This is a genomic window from Stutzerimonas sp. Brlt_14, assembly GCF_051948915.1.
In the GTDB taxonomy this organism is placed as follows: Bacteria; Pseudomonadota; Gammaproteobacteria; order Pseudomonadales; family Pseudomonadaceae; genus Stutzerimonas; species Stutzerimonas stutzeri.
Genome location: NZ_JAYJLM010000004.1, coordinates 522683 through 539638, shown reverse-complemented (window position 1 = coordinate 539638; position 16956 = coordinate 522683). Strand labels below are relative to the sequence as shown.

General features: G+C 63.5%; 13 protein-coding genes and 1 pseudogene. 7 read left to right on the top strand and 7 right to left on the bottom strand.

The window, feature by feature from the left end; translation table 11 throughout:
* The first annotated feature begins 58 nt into the window (after nucleotides 1–58).
* From panD to VF716_RS12820, 7 genes and pseudogenes are all read left to right on the top strand, one after another.
* On the top strand, nucleotides 59–439 hold the full coding sequence (gene panD / locus VF716_RS12850) for an aspartate 1-decarboxylase (RefSeq protein WP_014597581.1): 381 nt from the start codon (nucleotides 59–61) through the stop codon (nucleotides 437–439).
* Nucleotides 440–791: 352 nt separating this feature from the next.
* Nucleotides 792–2456, top strand: a complete 1665-nt coding sequence (gene pgi, locus VF716_RS12845) for a glucose-6-phosphate isomerase (RefSeq protein ID WP_013983866.1) — start codon at nucleotides 792–794, stop codon at nucleotides 2454–2456.
* 128 nt (nucleotides 2457–2584) lie between these two features.
* The gene (locus VF716_RS12840; RefSeq protein ID WP_013983867.1) at nucleotides 2585–3460 is read left to right on the top strand and encodes an oxygenase MpaB family protein; all 876 of its coding nucleotides are present in this window, start codon (nucleotides 2585–2587) and stop codon (nucleotides 3458–3460) included.
* 61 nt (nucleotides 3461–3521) lie between these two features.
* On the top strand, nucleotides 3522–4538 hold the full coding sequence (locus VF716_RS12835) for a class I SAM-dependent rRNA methyltransferase (protein ID WP_045159905.1): 1017 nt from the start codon (nucleotides 3522–3524) through the stop codon (nucleotides 4536–4538).
* Between the two features lie 85 nt (nucleotides 4539–4623).
* A pseudogene (locus VF716_RS12830) lies at nucleotides 4624–7510 on the top strand (DUF748 domain-containing protein).
* Nucleotides 7510–7806 (top strand): DUF2845 domain-containing protein, encoded by a 297-nt coding sequence (locus tag VF716_RS12825; RefSeq protein WP_011914365.1) that lies wholly within the window; start codon nucleotides 7510–7512, stop codon nucleotides 7804–7806. Before VF716_RS12830 ends, VF716_RS12825 begins: the two are co-directional and overlap by 1 nt.
* Before the next feature lie 17 nt (nucleotides 7807–7823).
* Entirely contained in the window at nucleotides 7824–8132 is a 309-nt protein-coding gene (locus tag VF716_RS12820; RefSeq protein ID WP_011914366.1) for a DUF2845 domain-containing protein, read from the top strand.
* 66 nt (nucleotides 8133–8198) lie between these two features.
* Here the strand turns inward: VF716_RS12820 and VF716_RS12815 are convergent, their stop codons facing one another.
* The 7 genes from VF716_RS12815 to nusA all read right to left on the bottom strand — a co-directional run bounded on the left by VF716_RS12815 (nucleotide 8199) and on the right by nusA (nucleotide 16928).
* Nucleotides 8199–8564, bottom strand: a complete 366-nt coding sequence (locus VF716_RS12815; RefSeq protein WP_011914367.1) for a BON domain-containing protein — start codon at nucleotides 8562–8564, stop codon at nucleotides 8199–8201.
* A 270-nt stretch (nucleotides 8565–8834) separates the two neighbouring features.
* The gene (gene pnp, locus VF716_RS12810) at nucleotides 8835–10940 is read right to left on the bottom strand and encodes a polyribonucleotide nucleotidyltransferase (protein WP_011914368.1); all 2106 of its coding nucleotides are present in this window, start codon (nucleotides 10938–10940) and stop codon (nucleotides 8835–8837) included.
* 167 nt (nucleotides 10941–11107) lie between these two features.
* Complete coding sequence (rpsO, locus tag VF716_RS12805; protein WP_011914369.1) at nucleotides 11108–11377, bottom strand: 30S ribosomal protein S15; 270 nt, start codon at nucleotides 11375–11377, stop codon at nucleotides 11108–11110.
* A 115-nt stretch (nucleotides 11378–11492) separates the two neighbouring features.
* Complete coding sequence (gene truB / locus VF716_RS12800) at nucleotides 11493–12410, bottom strand: tRNA pseudouridine(55) synthase TruB (RefSeq protein ID WP_011914370.1); 918 nt, start codon at nucleotides 12408–12410, stop codon at nucleotides 11493–11495.
* A 2-nt stretch (nucleotides 12411–12412) separates the two neighbouring features.
* On the bottom strand, nucleotides 12413–12802 hold the full coding sequence (rbfA, locus tag VF716_RS12795; protein ID WP_011914371.1) for a 30S ribosome-binding factor RbfA: 390 nt from the start codon (nucleotides 12800–12802) through the stop codon (nucleotides 12413–12415).
* A gap of 102 nt (nucleotides 12803–12904) precedes the next feature.
* A complete protein-coding gene (gene infB, locus VF716_RS12790) occupies nucleotides 12905–15418 on the bottom strand; it encodes a translation initiation factor IF-2 (RefSeq protein ID WP_011914372.1) in 2514 nt (837 codons plus the stop codon).
* A gap of 28 nt (nucleotides 15419–15446) precedes the next feature.
* Nucleotides 15447–16928 carry a transcription termination factor NusA gene (gene nusA, locus VF716_RS12785; protein WP_011914373.1) on the bottom strand — a complete coding sequence of 494 codons (1482 nt, stop codon included), beginning with the start codon at nucleotides 16926–16928 and terminating at the stop codon, nucleotides 15447–15449.
* Nucleotides 16929–16956 lie beyond the last annotated feature (28 nt).

Sequence of the window (16956 nt, the reverse complement as noted above, 5' to 3'; positions counted from 1 at the left end):
ATCGCGTTCGAGGCTTCGGGCACACTCTGCGCCGCTTGCGCACCCGGAGGACCCCGCCATGCACGCCATCATGCTCAAGGCCAAACTGCACCGCGCCCAGGTAACCCACTCGGTGCTCGACTATGAAGGATCCTGCGCCATCGACGGCGAGTGGCTGGACCTGGCCGGCATCCGTGAATACGAACAGATCCAGATCTACAACGTCGACAACGGCGAACGCTTCACCACCTACGCCATCCGCGGCGAGGAAGGCTCCAAGATCATCTCGGTCAATGGCGCCGCCGCCCACAAGGCCGGCGTCGGTCATCGACTGATCATCTGTGCCTATGCGCACTACAGCGAAGCCGAGCTGGCCAACTTCAAACCCCATGTGCTCTACATGGGCGCCGACGGCGAACTGAGCCATACCAGCAACGCGATTCCGGTGCAGGTGGCCTGAGCCCGGCCCCACGCCTGCATTGAATCCAAGCCCGAAGTGTTCCGCACTTCGGGCTTTTTCGTTGGGGCTGGGCGACAGCGGTTGGGATGCGGCATGAGCGCGGGCAGAATAGACGGCGAAAGCCCGGAACGCAGCAGGGGTTTTCCCTGTCTGAGCTGTCTCTGATGGCATAGGATGTGCCTCACCGGCTCGGTGAAAGCCGGGTTCGGCCAGCATCCGCAGCATTCAGGAACGAGTGCCGGCGTGCCCGCACGGTCATACACATCACTGAATCCCGAGGCAATCATGGCGCGCTCGCTGCGCGAATTCCCGGGGTTCAGCGGCCTGTCAAAGCAAAGGAAGCCGCATCACCATGAGCTATTACCAGCATCCGCTCGATGTCACCGGCCTGCCGTCCTGGAAGGCCCTGGAAGAACACCGCCTGGCCATGCAGCACTTCAGCATGCGCGAGGCCTTCAAGGCCGACCCGACGCGCTTCGATGACCTGTCGGTTTCCTGCAGCGGCCTGTTCCTCGACTATTCGAAGAACCTCATCACCCCGCAGACCCGCACCCTGCTGGTCAACCTGGCCCGCGAGGCCGGCGTCGAGCAGGCTGCCCGCGCCATGTTCGAGGGCGAACGGATCAATGCGTCGGAGAATCGCCCGGTGCTGCACACGGCCCTGCGCCGTCCCATGGGCGACTCGGTGATGGTCGACGGCAAGAACATCATGCGCGACGTGCACACCGCCCTGGCACAGATGACCGACATCGTCACACGCATCCACAACAACTTGTGGCGCGGCTTCAGCGACAAGACCATCACCGACGTCGTGAACATCGGCATCGGTGGCTCGTTCCTCGGCCCACAGCTGGTCTCCGAGGCGCTGCTGCCGTTCACCCAGCACGGCGTGCGGACGCACTACCTGGCCAACATCGACGGCAGCGAATTCCGCGAGGTGACCGCCAAGCTGAATGTCGAGACCACGCTGTTCATCATCTCCAGCAAGACCTTCGGCACCCTCGAGACGCTGAAGAACGCCCAGGCGGCCCGAAACTGGTACCTGGGCAAGGGCGGCACCGAGGAAAAGCTCTACCGCCACTTCATCGCCGTGACCAGCAACAAGCAGGCGGCCGTCGACTTCGGCATTCGCGAGAAGAACATCTTCCCCATGTGGGACTGGGTCGGCGGGCGCTACTCGCTGTGGTCGGCGATCGGCCTGCCCATCGCCCTGGCCATCGGCATGTCCAACTTCAAGGACCTGCTCTCCGGCGCCTACAGCATGGACCAGCATTTCCTCAGCGAGCCGTTCGAAAGCAACATGCCGGTGCTGCTGGCGATGCTCGGCATCTGGTACCACAACTTCTGGGGCGCGCAGAGCTATGCCTTCCTGCCCTATGACCACTACCTGCGCAACTTCGTCAAACACCTGCAGCAGATGGACATGGAATCCAACGGCAAGAGCGTGCGCCAGGATGGCACGCCAGTGTCCTGCAGCACCGGGCCGGTGATCTGGGGCGGTGTCGGTGCCAACGGCCAGCACGCCTACCACCAGCTGTTGCACCAGGGCACGCCGCTGATTCCAGCCGACTTCATCGTGCCGGTCGTCAGTCACAATCCGGTAGCCGATCACCACGAATGGCTCTATGCCAACTGCCTGTCGCAGAGCCAGGCGCTGATGCTCGGCAAGACCCGCGAGGAAGCCGAAGCCGAACTGCGTGCCAAGGGCCTGAGCGAGGCCGAAGTCCAGCGCCTGGCGCCGCACAAGGTGATTCCGGGCAACCGACCGAGCAACACCCTGGTGATGGAAACCATCAGCCCCGGCCGTCTCGGCGCGCTCATCGCGCTGTACGAGCACAAGGTCTTCGTCCAGGGCGTGATCTGGGGCATCAACTCCTTCGACCAGTGGGGCGTCGAGCTGGGCAAGGAGCTGGGCAAGGCCGTTTACAACCAGATGACCCGCTTCGATGCGGCGCCGGCAGAAGACGCCTCGACTCAGGGCCTGATCGACTTCTTCCGCGGCCGTCATCGCGGTTGAACGCACCTGCTGACCGGACGCTGCTGCAGCGTCCGGTCCCCTTCCGTCGCGTGCACCCTGCCCTGCCCGCGGCCGTCGGCGCCTGATCGGGTAACATCGCCAGCTCCCAAGCCTGCAGCGCCGTCACCATGGAATTCATCCGTCGTCCTATCGAAGCACGCGTGCTCAGTCTCACCGGCCTGGCCATCGGCGGGGTGGACTACGAGAACCCGCCGGGCGACCCCGGGCTCTTCGGTCCCGATTCGATCTGCTGGCGGGTGCATGGTGATTTCACCTCGATGATGGTTGGCGGAATCTCCGCGTTGCTGCTGCAGGCCCTGCACCCGCTGGCCCTGGCCGGGGTATGGGATCATTCGAACTTCCGCGAGGACCTGCTCGGCCGACTGCGGCGCACCGGGCAGTTCATTTCCGCCACCACCTTCGGCAGCCATGCTGATGCCGAGCGCCTGATCGAACGGGTACGACGCATCCACCTGAGCGTGACCGGCACGGCGCCGGATGGCCGAGCCTATGCCGCTTACGACCCCGAGCTGCTGACCTGGGTGCACGTCGCCGAGGTCAGCAGTTTCCTCAAGTCGCACCTGCGTTACCGCGACCCTGACCTCAGCACAGCCGACCAGGATCGTTACTACGCCGAAGTCGCGCTGATCGCCGAGCGCCTCGGCGCAGAAGGCGTGCCACGTTCGCGCGCCGAGGTCGAGACGTACCTCGAACGCCTCCGTCCGCAGCTGCAGATCGACGCGCGCGCACTGGAGATTCTGCAGATACTGCGCACCGCTCCGGCGCCGAGCCCACTGCTGCGGCCGTTCGGCACGCTGATGCTACATGCCGGTATCGAACTGCTGCCGGAATGGGCCTCAGCAATGTTCGGCCCACCGCTGAGCGACACCCGTCGCCAGCTGATTCGCAGCGGGGTACGCCGTACGGCGCCGGTGCTGCGCTGGGCGGTGCGCAGTGCCTCGGTGCACCGCGCGCGCCGCCGCATGGGCCTGCCACCACGCTAGCAGCGGTTGTCGCGCCGCATTTCTTGCTAGACTGCGCCCCCTCCTTTTTCGAGCCGCGCGCATGCCCTCTCCAGACCAGGCGCTGCGCGCCGCCTTCGATCGCCGCCGCCCACTGCTCGACCAGCTGCACCAGCAGGGCACCGATTGCTACCGCCTGTTCCATGGCAGCCAGGAAGGCGCTGCCGGCCTGACGGTGGATCGCTACGGGCCGCAGCTAATGGTGCAGAGCTTTCACCAGACGCTTGCAGCGGATGCGTTGCTGCGCATCCATGAGCTGGCCATGGACTCGCTCGAACTGCCGCTGCAGCTCGTCTACAACGACCGCTCGCAGGGCAACTCGCGCATCGACCGCAGCCACGCGGCGTACCAGCCGGACGCCGCCGCGCTGGCCGATCAGGTCGGTCATGAATGGGGGCTCGCCTACCGCGTACGCGGGCGCCACGACGGCCAGGACCCGCTGCTGTTCCTCGACCTGCGCAACGCTCGCGGCTGGGTCAAGCAACACAGTGCCGGAAAGTCGGTGCTCAACCTGTTTTCCTATACCTGCGGCGTCGGGCTCTGCGCTGCGGCGGGTGGCGCCCGGGATGTCTGGAACCTCGACTTCGCCGAGCGCAATCTCGCCGTGGGCAGGGAGAATGCAGCGCTGAACCCGGCGCTGGCACCGATGCGCTTCGTCCACTCCGACTATTTCCCGGCGATCCGCCAACTCGCCGGACTGCCGGTGGCTTCCAGGCGCGGCCGCGCCCTGCCCGACTACCCTCGCCTCGAGCAGCGCCAGTTCGATCTGGTACTGCTCGACCCTCCGGCCTGGGCACGCAGCGCCTTCGGCACGGTGGACCTGCTGCGCGACTACCAGAGCCTGCTGAAACCGGCATTGCTGACCACCGCCGAAGGCGGCGTGCTGATCTGTTGCAACAACCTGGCGAAGGTGCCGATGGACGAATGGCGGACGCAGGTGCTGCGTTGCGCCGACAAGGCGGGCCGGCCGGTACGTGAATGGCAAGTGCTAACACCGGCGGCGGACTTCCCTTCCCATGACGGGCTGCCCCCACTCAAGACCCTGATTCTGCGGCTTTGAGCGCATTGCCGGTATCGCTCGATTCGGGGAACCGCCTGGCCATGCCATACTCCAAGGCATCCATCCGCCAGGAATACTTCCGGTCATGCCCAATGGAATGAAGCGAGCGTTCACCGGCGTGGCGCTCGTGCTGATCTGCTACAGCCTGCTTGGCTTCCTGATCCTGCCGGGTATCGCCCAGCGCATCGCCAATCAGCAATTGGCCAACTACGCCACCGTACCGGCCAGCCTGCAGCGCATCGAATTCAATCCCTTCAGCCTCGAACTCACCCTGTTCGACCTGCGCATCGGCGCGCAGGACGATCGCCAGCTGGCCTTCGAGCGACTCTACCTCGACCTGCAGTGGAACAGCCTCTGGCAACGCACGCTGCACCTGGCCGCCGTACAGCTGGTAGCGCCGCACGCCGAGGTGCTCTTCGCCGAGGACGGCACCCTGAACCTCGGCCAGCTGTTCGATGTCCCCGAAACGCAGCCATCTGCCGACGACGAGCGCGAACTCTTCCCGCTGCGTATCGACCAGTTGCAACTGGTGCGCGGACACCTCGCCTTCCGTGATCGGCGCCCAAGTGAGCCCATCGAGCTGGTCTACGACTCGCTGGACCTCGAGCTGCACAACCTTGCCACCCGCACGGACGGCAGCGCCGACGCCCGCCTCACCGCCACAGGTGCAAGCGGCGGACGCATCGACTGGCAAGGCGACCTCAACCTGCAACCGCTGGCCTCGCGCGGCCAACTGCAGGTCAGCAAACTGCCGCTGAAGGACTTCTGGCCGTACGTGCGCGACGCGGCGCCACTGGTTCTTCGAGAGGGCAGTATCGACCTGAGTACCCGCTACCACCTCGACCTCAGCGACGGCCTGGCCCTGAGACTGGACAGCGCCAAGGCCGCCGTGGCCCCGCTGGCCCTCGACAGCCCGGACGGGCGCAAGCTGGTTCGCCTGGAGCGGCTCGAGCTGAGCGAAACGACGCTGGACCTGGCCAGGCGTCAGGTCAGCATCGGCAAGCTGCGCAGCCGCCATCTGGAAACCTGGGCCGCCCGCGAGGCCGATGGCGAGCTGGACTGGCAGAAACTGTTCGCCGCGGGCCCGAGCCCGTCGAATGCTGACGAGCAGACCGCGGACAGCGAAGCCCAGACAGCCGGCGAACCGTGGCAAGTCTTGCTGCACGATGCCCAGCTGCGCGATTACCGCATGCACCTGGCCGATCGCGTGCCGGACGATGAGGTCCAGCTCGAGCTCGGCCCGCTGAACCTGGACATCAGCGATTTCGACAGCCTCGCAAATCGCCCCTTTTCGCTGAAGCTGGACACCGGGGTCGGCAGGCAGGGGGCGCTCCAGGCCCAGGGGCCGCTGCAGCTCAACCCGATCAGCGGTCAGCTGGCGGTAACTACCCGCGATATCGACCTGCGCATCGCCCAGGCCTACCTGAGCCCGCTGGTGAGCCTGGAGCTGCGCAGCGGCATGCTCAGCAGCGAACTACAGGTCGACCTGCAGGGTATCGAGCCGTTGGCCTTCAGCGTACGCGGCAGCGTCGATGCGACCCAGCTGCATACGCTCGACACCATCAACAACCGCGACTTCGTGAAGTGGCAGCGACTGCAGCTCAGCGGCCTGGGCTACCAGCATCCGCGCAGCCTGGACATCGAGCGGATCGATCTGCGCCAGCCGTACGCGCGCTTCGTCGTCAACCCGGATCTGAGTACCAACCTCAACGACCTGCTGGTCAAGCGTGACGAATCGGCTGCCCAAGACGCATCCGAGCAGCAGGCCGCGGAACCGCTGGCCATCCGCATCGGCGGGATCAACATCGCCGACGGTTCGGCCAACTTCGCCGACTTCAGCCTGCGCCCGCCGTTCGTTACCGCCATCCAGTCACTCAATGGTGACATCGGCGTCCTGAGCAATCGCGAGCAAAAAGCCGCCTCGGTGAACATCGCCGGCAAGGTGGACCAGTACGCGCCGGTGAGCATCAAGGGCAGTCTGACGCCATTCGATCCGCTGCAGAGCCTGGACATCGCCACCAGCTTCCGCCAGGTCGAGCTGACCACGCTCACGCCGTATTCCGGCAAGTTCGCCGGCTACCGCATCCGCAAGGGCCGCCTCAATCTGGATCTGCATTACCGGATCGAGCAGGGACGGCTGAACGCCGAGAACAAGGTGGTGCTGGAGCAGCTGCAGCTCGGCGAAAAGGTCGACAGTCCCGATGCCGTGGACCTGCCCGTGCGCCTGGCGGTGGCCTTGCTCAAGGACAGCAAGGGCACCATTTCCATCGAGCTGCCGGTTCAGGGCAACCTGAACGATCCCGAGTTCAGCGTCATGCCGATCGTCTGGCAGACGCTGCGCAACCTGGTGGTGCGGGCGGCCCAGGCGCCGTTCAAGTTCATCGCCGGCCTGGCCGGGGGTGGCGATGCCGACCTCAGCCACGTCGCCTTTGCAGGCGCCAGCAGCGAGCTGGACGGCAACGCGCGCGAGACACTGGATACGCTGGCCGCGGCACTGGTGGAGCGCCCGGCCCTGCGGCTTGAGGTTGAAGGCATGGCTAACGCCGCCATCGATGGCCCGATGCTGGCCGAGCAGCGGTTGCAGCAGGAGTTTCGGGAAACCCAGTACCGCATCCTGCAGCGTCGTGGCGACAAGGTTCCGCCAGACCCGGCGGAGATTCGCATCGAAACGAGCGAGGAAGCGCCGTTGCTGGAAGGCATCTATCGCAGCCGGCTCAATCAGCAGCCGCCAGCCGAGTGGAAGGAGCTGGACGATGAACAACGCGCCGAGCGGATGCGCCAGGCGGTAATCGACTCCTGGTCTGACAATGCCGCCCTGCTACGCCGTCTGAGCCGCGAGCGGGCCGCCGCGATCAAGGGCTACCTGGTCGACGCGGGCCTGGAGTCCGAGCGTGTACCTGCTGGACACCGGAACGACTGAAGAGGCGGATAATGGCCAGGTAGCGACCGTACTGCATCTGGGGAGCGACTGATGAACCTGTACTACCGCCTCGGTGCTGCTGTCCTGCTGATCGCTGCCGCCAGTGCCCAGGCCGACACACTGCGCTGCGGCAGCCAGTTGGTCACCACCGGCGACCGCGCGTTCGAGGTCGAACGCAAGTGCGGCGTGCCGCAACACCGCGACCTGGTCGGCTACAGCCTCAGCCGGAACGACCGGCAGGAATTCAGATTGGAAGAATGGGTCTATGGACCACGCAACGGTATGCTCAGCATCCTGACATTCGAAGGGAACCGCCTGGTTCGCATCGAAACCCGCCGCGCCAATTGAAGCACCTGGAGGCACCGATGCATCGTCGCGCATTGCCCCTGCTGCTCTGCCTGTTGCTGGGCAGCCTGCATGCCCAGGCATCCTCAACCTATCGCTGCAATAGCCGCCTGGTGAGCCTCGATGCGACCACGGCGGAAGTGCTCGCCAAATGCGGCGAGCCAGCCAGCAGCGCACAGCTGGGCTACAAGGAAGTGCTTGACGAATACGGCTATCGACAGGAGGTGGCCGTCGAGGAATGGGTCTACGGGCCGAACAATGGGATGCTGCATTTTCTGCGCTTCGAGGGTAACCGACTGCGGCAGATCGGCAGCCGCCGGGGAGGCTAACGTAAAAAACCCCGCCAATGGCGGGGTTCTTCGATTCGCGGCGCCCGCCAGTGGCGGGCAGCGACGTCACTCGGCGGTCTTCAGACCGTCTGCAGCGACATCACGGACGCCTTTGATGCCCTTGGCTTTGGCAATGGCGGCTTCTTTTTCGGCTTCAGTGGCTACGGTCCCGGACAGCGAAACCACGCCATCCTTGGTCTCTACTTCGATATCCATGCCGGGGGTGGCGTCTTCAGCCAGCAGCGTGGACTTCACCTTGGTGGTGATCCAGGTATCGGAGGCAGCGTCCCCTGCGTCGTCCATGGTATTGGCAGCGAGCATGACGGTGTCGGTCTTGTCGATTGCAGGCGTGTCGGCCAGCGCAGCACCTGCGAAAGGCAGGCTGAGAGCGGCGGCAATGGCGGCGGCGGTAAGGGTCTGAGTAGTCTTCATAGATGTCACTCCTGTTCTCGTGATTTCTGGGGCATGACTCCGGCCTCAGATGCACAGATAACAGCGCAAGCGGTGTGCCAACTCTGTCACATATTTTTTTCCTTTAGAATCAATTGCTTATAGATAAGCGAGAACCCTGACGACTTGCACAATGCAAGTTTGCGCGTGGCGCTGCTTGCAACTTGCAATATCGGGCGGAGCTGCGGACACGCGGCGAACAGGCAAACAAAAAGGGCCCAGAGGGCCCTTTCTGTTGACTGCCAGCTTGCCTCAGACGCCCGAGGCTTCCGCTGCAGCCACGTCCTTGATGGACAGTTTGATGCGGCCGCGGTTATCCACGTCCAGCACCAGCACCTTCACTTCCTGACCTTCTTTCAGCACATCGGTGACTTTCTCGATGCGCTGATCGCTGATCTGCGAGATGTGCACCAGGCCATCCTTGCCCGGCAGGATGTTGACGAAGGCACCGAAGTCGACGATGCGCTCAACCTTGCCGACGTAAATCTTGCCGATCTCGGCTTCGGCCGTGATGCTCAGCACGCGCTGCTTGGCCGCCTCGGCCGCTTCCTTGGTTTCGCCGAAGATCTTGATCGAGCCGTCGTCTTCGATATCGATCGATGCCTTGGTCTCCTCACAGATCGCACGAATGGTGGCGCCACCCTTGCCGATCACGTCGCGGATCTTGTCCTGATCGATCTTCATCGCCAGCATGGTCGGTGCGTTGGCCGACAGCTCGCTGCGCGACTGGGCAATGACCTGGCTCATCTGGCCAAGGATGTTCAGACGCGCTTCCAGGGCCTGGCCCAGGGCGATCTCCATGATCTCTTCGGTGATGCCCTGGATCTTGATGTCCATCTGCAGAGCGGTCACGCCCTTGGCAGTACCGGCCACCTTGAAGTCCATGTCGCCCAGGTGATCTTCGTCACCCAGGATGTCGGTCAGGACTGCGAACTTCTCACCTTCCTTGACCAGACCCATGGCGATACCGGCAACCGGCGCCTTCATCGGTACACCGGCATCCATCAGCGCCAGCGAGGCACCGCAGACCGACGCCATGGAGCTGGAGCCGTTGGATTCGGTGATCTCCGACACCACGCGAATGGTGTACGGGAACTCGTCGGCACTCGGCAGCATGGCGGCGACGCCACGACGGGCCAGACGGCCATGGCCGATCTCGCGGCGTCCGGTAGCGCCCATGCGACCGCACTCGCCGACCGAATAGGGCGGGAAGTTGTAGTGCAGCATGAAGGCGTCTTTCTTCTCGCCTTCCAGGGTATCCAGCAGCTGAGCGTCGCGTGCGGTACCGAGGGTGGCGACGACCAGCGCCTGGGTTTCGCCACGGGTGAACAGTGCCGAGCCGTGGGTCTTGTCCAGCACGCCGACTTCGATGGCCAGCGGACGCACGGTACGGGTGTCGCGACCGTCGATACGCGGTTTGCCGTTGACGATGTTCTCGCGCACGGTGCGGTACTCGATTTCGCCGAAGGCATCCTTCACTTCGCCGCCGGAAGGCTGACCTTCCTCACCGGAGAACTTGGCCACAACCTGCTCGCGCAGCTCGTCCAGACGGGCATAGCGCTGCTGCTTGATGGTGATGGTATAGGCTTCGGAGATGGCGGCACCGAACTCGCTGCGGATGGCATCCAGCAGCGCGGTGTTGGCCTGCGGAGCGGTCCAGTCCCAGCGCGGCTTGCCGGCTTCGGCGGCGAGTTCTTCCACGGCCTTGATCACGGCCTGGAACTCGTCATGAGCGAACAGCACAGCGCCCAGCATCTGGTCTTCGGTCAGCTCCTTGGCTTCCGACTCGACCATCAGCACGGCGTCCTTGGTGCCGGCCACGACCATGTCCAGGCTGGAGGCCTTGAGCTGCTCGTAGTTCGGGTTCAGCAGGTAGCCGGTTTCCGGATGGAAGGCCACGCGCGCGGCGCCGATGGGGCCGTCGAACGGAATACCGGAAACGGCCAGAGCAGCCGAAGTACCGATCATCGCGGCGATGTCCGGGTCAGTCTTCTTGCTGGTGGAGACGACGGTGCAGATGACCTGCACTTCGTTCTGGAAGCCTTCCGGGAACAGCGGACGGATCGGACGATCGATCAGACGCGAGGTCAGGGTTTCCTTCTCGGAAGGACGCGCCTCACGCTTGAAGAAGCCGCCGGGGATCTTGCCGGCTGCGTAGGTCTTCTCCTGGTAATGCACGGAGAGCGGGAAGAACCCCTTGCTCGGATCGGCGGTCTTGGCACCGACCACGGTGACCAGCACGCTGACGTCGTCATCGACGGTGACCAGCACGGCGCCGGAGGCCTGGCGGGCGATGCGACCCGTCTCGAGGGTTACGGTCGACTGACCGAACTGAAACTTCTTGATTACCGGATTCACGGTTTTTCCTTCTCTTTGTTGCCTTGGGGAAATCGGCAGAACGCACGGGAGTCGGCCCGAAGCGACCTGCAAGAAAGCCGAAAGCTGGAAGACCGAAGCTGATTGCGCGGGTTGTCCCGGCTTTCAACTTCAGGCTTCCAGCTTCCGGCTTCCAGCTCGGGTGCGTCTTAGCGACGCAGACCCAGACGACCGATCAGGGCGCTGTAACGAGTGGTGTCCTTACCCTTCAGGTAATCCAGCAGCTTGCGACGCTGGTTGACCATGCGGATCAGACCACGACGGGAGTGGTGATCTTTGCCGTTGGCCTTGAAGTGGTCCTGCAGCTTGTTGATGTTGGCGGTCAGCAGGGCTACCTGCACTTCCGGAGAACCGGTATCGCCTTCAGCTTGCTTGTACTCGTTAACGATCTGGGCTTTTTCTTCAACGCTCAGTGCCATGGTAGGGCTCCTTGAGTGAACAGGCCGGGGATTGACCCCGTGTTTAATAAAGAGGCATGACCGTGCCTGCTGACAGCCACCCTCTGACGCAACGCGCGAACGCGCTGCGTACCGGTCATTCCGACCGAATCAGTCGACGCGGCGCAATACGCCCGTCTTCGCTCACCTCACCGATACCGATGAAGCGGCCGTTGTTGTCCTGCACGCGCACCATGCCATACTTCGGTGCCTCCGGTGCCCGCACCGGTTGCCCGTGCAGCCAGTAGTAGGCGCTGTGCTCGGAAAGCTGCAGCAGCGGCCAATGCTCCAATCCGCTGTCCACCGGTTGCAGAAGGGCATCCAGCGCCTCGGCACCACCTTCGCCATGCAAACGCTCAAGCGTTTCGAGCGTCACCGTCTGCGACAGGTCGAACGGACCGGCCTGGGTGCGTCGCAGTTCAGCGACATGCGCGCCGCAGCCAAGCTGCTGGCCTAGATCCTCGACCAGCGTGCGGATATAGGTGCCCTTGCTACAGGCGACGGCCAGGCGAGCCTTGTCGCCTTCGAGCGCGAGCAACTCCAAGCGCGCAATATTAACAGAACGCGGCTCGCGCTCCACCACCTCTCCGGCACGCGCCAGTTTGTACAGCGGCTGGCCGTCGCGCTTGAGCGCCGAATACATCGGCGGCACCTGCAGGATGTCGCCACGGAACTGCGGCAACAGCGCCTCCAGCTGCTCGCGCGTTACCGCGACCGGCTTGCGTTCCAGCACTTCGCCTTCGGCATCGGCGGTGGTAGTGGTCACGCCGAGCTGCATGACCGTTTCGTAGGCCTTGTCCGCATCCAGGAGATACTGCGAGAACTTGGTGGCCTCGCCGAAACACAACGGCAACACCCCTGTCGCCAATGGATCGAGGCTGCCGGTATGGCCGGCCTTTTCAGCATTGAGCAGCCAGCGAACCTTCTGCAACGCAGCGTTGGAGGTGAACCCGCGCGGCTTGTCGAGCAGGATGATGCCGCTGACGTCGCGACGTACACGCTTGACCTGGGCCACGCTTATTCTCCGCGCTCGTCGCTGTGCTTGCGATCTTCGGCAACCGCCCGTTCGATCAGCGAGCTCAGCTCGACACCGCGACGGATGCTGGCGTCGTAGTTGAAATGCAGCTGCGGAACAGTGCGCAACTTCATGCTCTTGCCCAGCTGCATCCGCAGGAATCCGGCAGCATCGTTGAGGATGCGCAGGTTGCCCTTGATTGCTTCCTGATCGTCGTCTTGCCCCATGATGGTGATGAAGATCTTTGCATGGGACAGATCGCGACTGACGTCGACCGCGGTGATGGTAATCAGGCCCAGACGCGGATCCTTGATCTCACGCTGGATAAGCAGCGCCAATTCGCGCTGCATCTGATCGCCGATACGCTGGGTACGACTGAATTCTTTGGCCATAAATTTCTACCCGATTAAAAGCCGAAAGCTGGAAGCTCGAAGCAGTAACCGCACCCAGGCGACCACCGACTCCTTGCTCCCAGCTTTCAGATTGACGCTTGCTTACAGCGAACGCGCCACTTCGACCTTCTCGAACACTTCGATCTTGTCGCCGACCTTGACGTCGTTGTAGCTCTTCACGCCGATACCGCATTCCATGCCGGCGCGGACTTCCGCGACGTCATCCTTGAAGCGGCGCAGCGATTCCAGTTCGCCTTCGAAGATCACGACGTCGTCGCGCAGCACGCGGATCGGACGATTGCGGTGCACCATGCCCTCGGTGACCATGCAACCGGCGATTGCGCCGAACTTCGGCGAACGGAACACGTCACGCACTTCGGCGATGCCGAGAATGTTCTCGCGAACGTCGCTGCCGAGCATACCGGTGAGCGCCTTCTTGACGTCCTCGATGATGTCGTAGATGACGTTGTAGTAGCGCATGTCCAGGCCTTCGGCCTCGACGATCTTGCGCGCGCCGGCATCGGCACGAACGTTGAAGCCGAACAGCACCGCATTGGACGCCAGTGCCAGGTTGGCATCGGATTCGGTGATACCACCGACACCGCCACCGACCACGCGCACCTGCACCTCGTCGTTGCCCAGGCCGTTGAGCGACCCTTGCAGCGCTTCGAGCGAACCACGCACGTCGGCCTTGAGCACGATGTTGAGCGTCTTCTTCTCGTCCTGACCCATGGTCTCGAAGATGTTCTCGAGCTTGCCGGCGTGAGCACGGGCCAGCTTCACTTCGCGGAACTTGCCCTGACGGAACAAGGCGACTTCGCGGGCCTTCTTCTCGTCGGCGACCACGGTGAGGTCGTCACCGGCTTCCGGCGTACCGTCCAGACCAAGGATCTCCACCGGAATGGCCGGACCGGCTTCCTTCACCGGCTTGCCATTCTCGTCGAGCATGGCCCGCACGCGGCCGAAGTTCACACCACACAGGACCATATCACCCTGGCGCAGCGTACCGTCCTGAACCAGGACAGTGGCGACCGGGCCACGCCCCTTGTCCAGGCGCGATTCGACCACCACACCGCGACCCGGAGCCGAAGGCGTTGCCTTCAGTTCAAGAATCTCGGCCTGCAGCAGCACCGCTTCGAGCAGCTCGTCGACACCGGTGCCGACCTTGGCGGAAACTGGGATGAACGGTGTATCGCCGCCCCACTCTTCCGGAATCACATCCAGCGCGGCCAGGCCGTTCTTGATGTTGTCCGGGTTGGCTTCCGGCTTGTCGATCTTGTTCACCGCGACCACGATCGGAACACCCGCCGCCTTGGCGTGCTGCACCGCTTCCTGGGTCTGCGGCATGACGCCGTCGTCGGCGGCCACGACCAGAATCACGATATCGGTGGCCTTGGCGCCGCGTGCACGCATGGCGGTAAACGCCGCGTGGCCCGGGGTATCAAGGAAAGTGACCATGCCACGCTCGGTCTCGACGTGATAGGCACCGATGTGCTGGGTGATACCGCCGGCTTCGCCGACCGCCACCTTGGCACGACGAATGTAGTCGAGCAGCGAGGTCTTGCCATGGTCGACGTGACCCATGACGGTCACGACCGGCGCACGGGCGACCGACTCGCCTTCGAACTTCAGCAGCTCGGCCAGCTGTTCTTCCAGCGCGTTGTCGCTGACCAGCTTGACCTTGTGGCCCAGTTCTTCGGCGACCAGTTGAGCGGTCTCCTGATCCAGCACCTGGTTGATGGTGACCGGCGAACCCATCTTGAACATGAACTTGATGACTTCGGCCGCTTTCACCGACATCTGCTGGGCCAGTTCGGCCACAGTGATGGTCTCGCCGATCGACACTTCACGCACGACTGGTCCTGTTGGGCTCTGGAACCCATGCTGGTTACGCTTCTTGAGCTTGCTCTTGCCACCACGGCCCCCGCGACGGAAGCCATCGGCTTCGTCTTCACCGCTACGTACGGTACGCGCCAACGGCGCCTTGGTCTTGAGCGAGGGACGATGCTGCGCATGCTTGCGATCACGACGCTCGTCGTCATCGCTGCGAGGTTTCTCGACGCGCCGCGGCTCTTCCTTCTTGCGCTCCGGGGCAGGTGCAGCAGCTTCTACCGCCGCCACTACCTGCGCCGGCTCGGCGCTCGACGCCGACTCGGCAGCGGCCGGAGCAGCCGTTTCGGCAGTCTGGGCCTTGGCCGCTTCGGCCTGGCGACGCGCCTCTTCTTCGGCACGCTCGCGAGCCTCTTGCTCGGCCTTCAGACGGGCAGCCTCTTCGGCAGCACGCTGCTCCTCGAGTTCGCGGCGCTGTTCGGCCTCGATCTCCTCGGCGCTACGCTTGACGAAGGTCTTCTTCTTGCGAACTTCGACGCTGATGGTCTTGCTGCCGCCCACTTTCAACTTGGTGGTGGTCTTGCGCTGCAATGTGATCTTGCGCGGCTCGTCCACCTTTGCCCCATGGCTACTTTTCAGATGCGCCAACAGGGCCTGCTTCTCGTTATCGGTCACTACTTGCTCGGCGCTGGTGTGCGACAGTCCTGCCTCACGCATCTGCTGAAGCAGTCGCTCGACCGGTGTGTCGACCACCTGGGCCAGTTCTTTCACCGTGACTTGCGTCATGCATTTCTCTCCTCAGGCCGCTAAATACTTACTCGAACCAATGGGCTCGGGCGGCCATGATCAGCTTGCCGGCACGTTCTTCATCGATGCCGTCTATGTCGAGCAGGTCGTCGATCGACTGCTCGGCCAGGTCTTCGCGGGTGATGACGCCCCGCACGGCCAACTCGACCGCCAGTTCTTTATCCATGCCATCGAGTGCCAGCAGATCTTCAGCCGGCTGAGCATCCGCCAGCTTCTCTTCGTTGGCGATGGCCTTGGTCAGCAGGCGATCTTTGGCCCGCGTACGCAGCTCATTGACGATGTCCTCGTCGAAGCCTTCGATGCCAAGCATTTCCTCCATGGGGACGTAGGCAATCTCTTCGAGGGAGGTGAAGCCCTCTTCCACCAGAACCTGCGCCAGCTCTTCATCCACGTCCAGCTCTTCGATGAAGTTGCGCAGAATGTCGCCGGTCTCTTCCTGCTGCTTGGCCTGGATATCCGCTTCGGTCATGACATTGAGTGTCCAGCCGGTCAGCTGACTGGCCAGGCGCACGTTCTGACCGCCGCGCCCGATGGCTTGGGCCAGGTTGTCCTCAGCGACGGCGATATCCATGGCATGCGCGTCTTCGTCGACGATGATCGCCGCGACTTCCGCCGGCGCCATGGCATTGATGACGAACTGTGCCGGGTTCTCGTCCCACAGCACGATATCGACTCGCTCGCCACCGATCTCTCCCGATACCGCCTGCACGCGCGAACCACGCATGCCGATGCAAGCGCCCTGGGGATCGATTCGCTTGTCCTTGGAGCGCACGGCAATCTTGGCGCGCGAGCCCGGATCCCGCGAGGCGCCCATCACTTCGATCAGGCCTTCGGCGATCTCCGGCACCTCGATGCGGAACAGCTCGATCAGCATCTGCGGCGCAGTACGCGACAGGATCAGCTGCGGGCCGCGGTTCTCGGTGCGGATTTCCTTGAGCAGCGCACGAACGCGGGCGCCAACCCGGAAAGTCTCGCGGGCAATGATGTCTTCACGGGCCAGCAGGGCCTCGGCGTTGTTACCGAGGTCGACGATGACGCTGTCACGAGTGACCTTCTTCACCGTACCGGAAATGATCTCGCCGACGCGGTCGCGATAAGCCTCAACGACCTGTGCGCGCTCGGCCTCGCGCACCTTCTGCACGATGACCTGCTTGGCGGTCTGCGCCGCGATCCGGCCGAACTCGATGGACTCGATCTTTTCTTCGAACACGTCACCGAGCTTGGCGTCCGGATTGCGTTCCTGAGCCTGATCGAGCGCCAGCTGGTGAGCCGGGTCCTCGAAGTGCTCATCGTCGACGACCGTCCAACGACGGAAGGTTTCGTAGCTGCCGTTGTGGCGATTGATTTCCACACGCAGATCAACATCGTCCTCGTAGCGCTTCTTGGTAGCCGTGGCCAACGCCAGCTCCAGCGCCTCGAAAATCACACTTGCCGGTACGCCCTTTTCATTGGACACCGACTCCACAACCAGCAGTACTTCTTTGCTCATCGTACGCCTCGCCTTTCGCAATCCATTG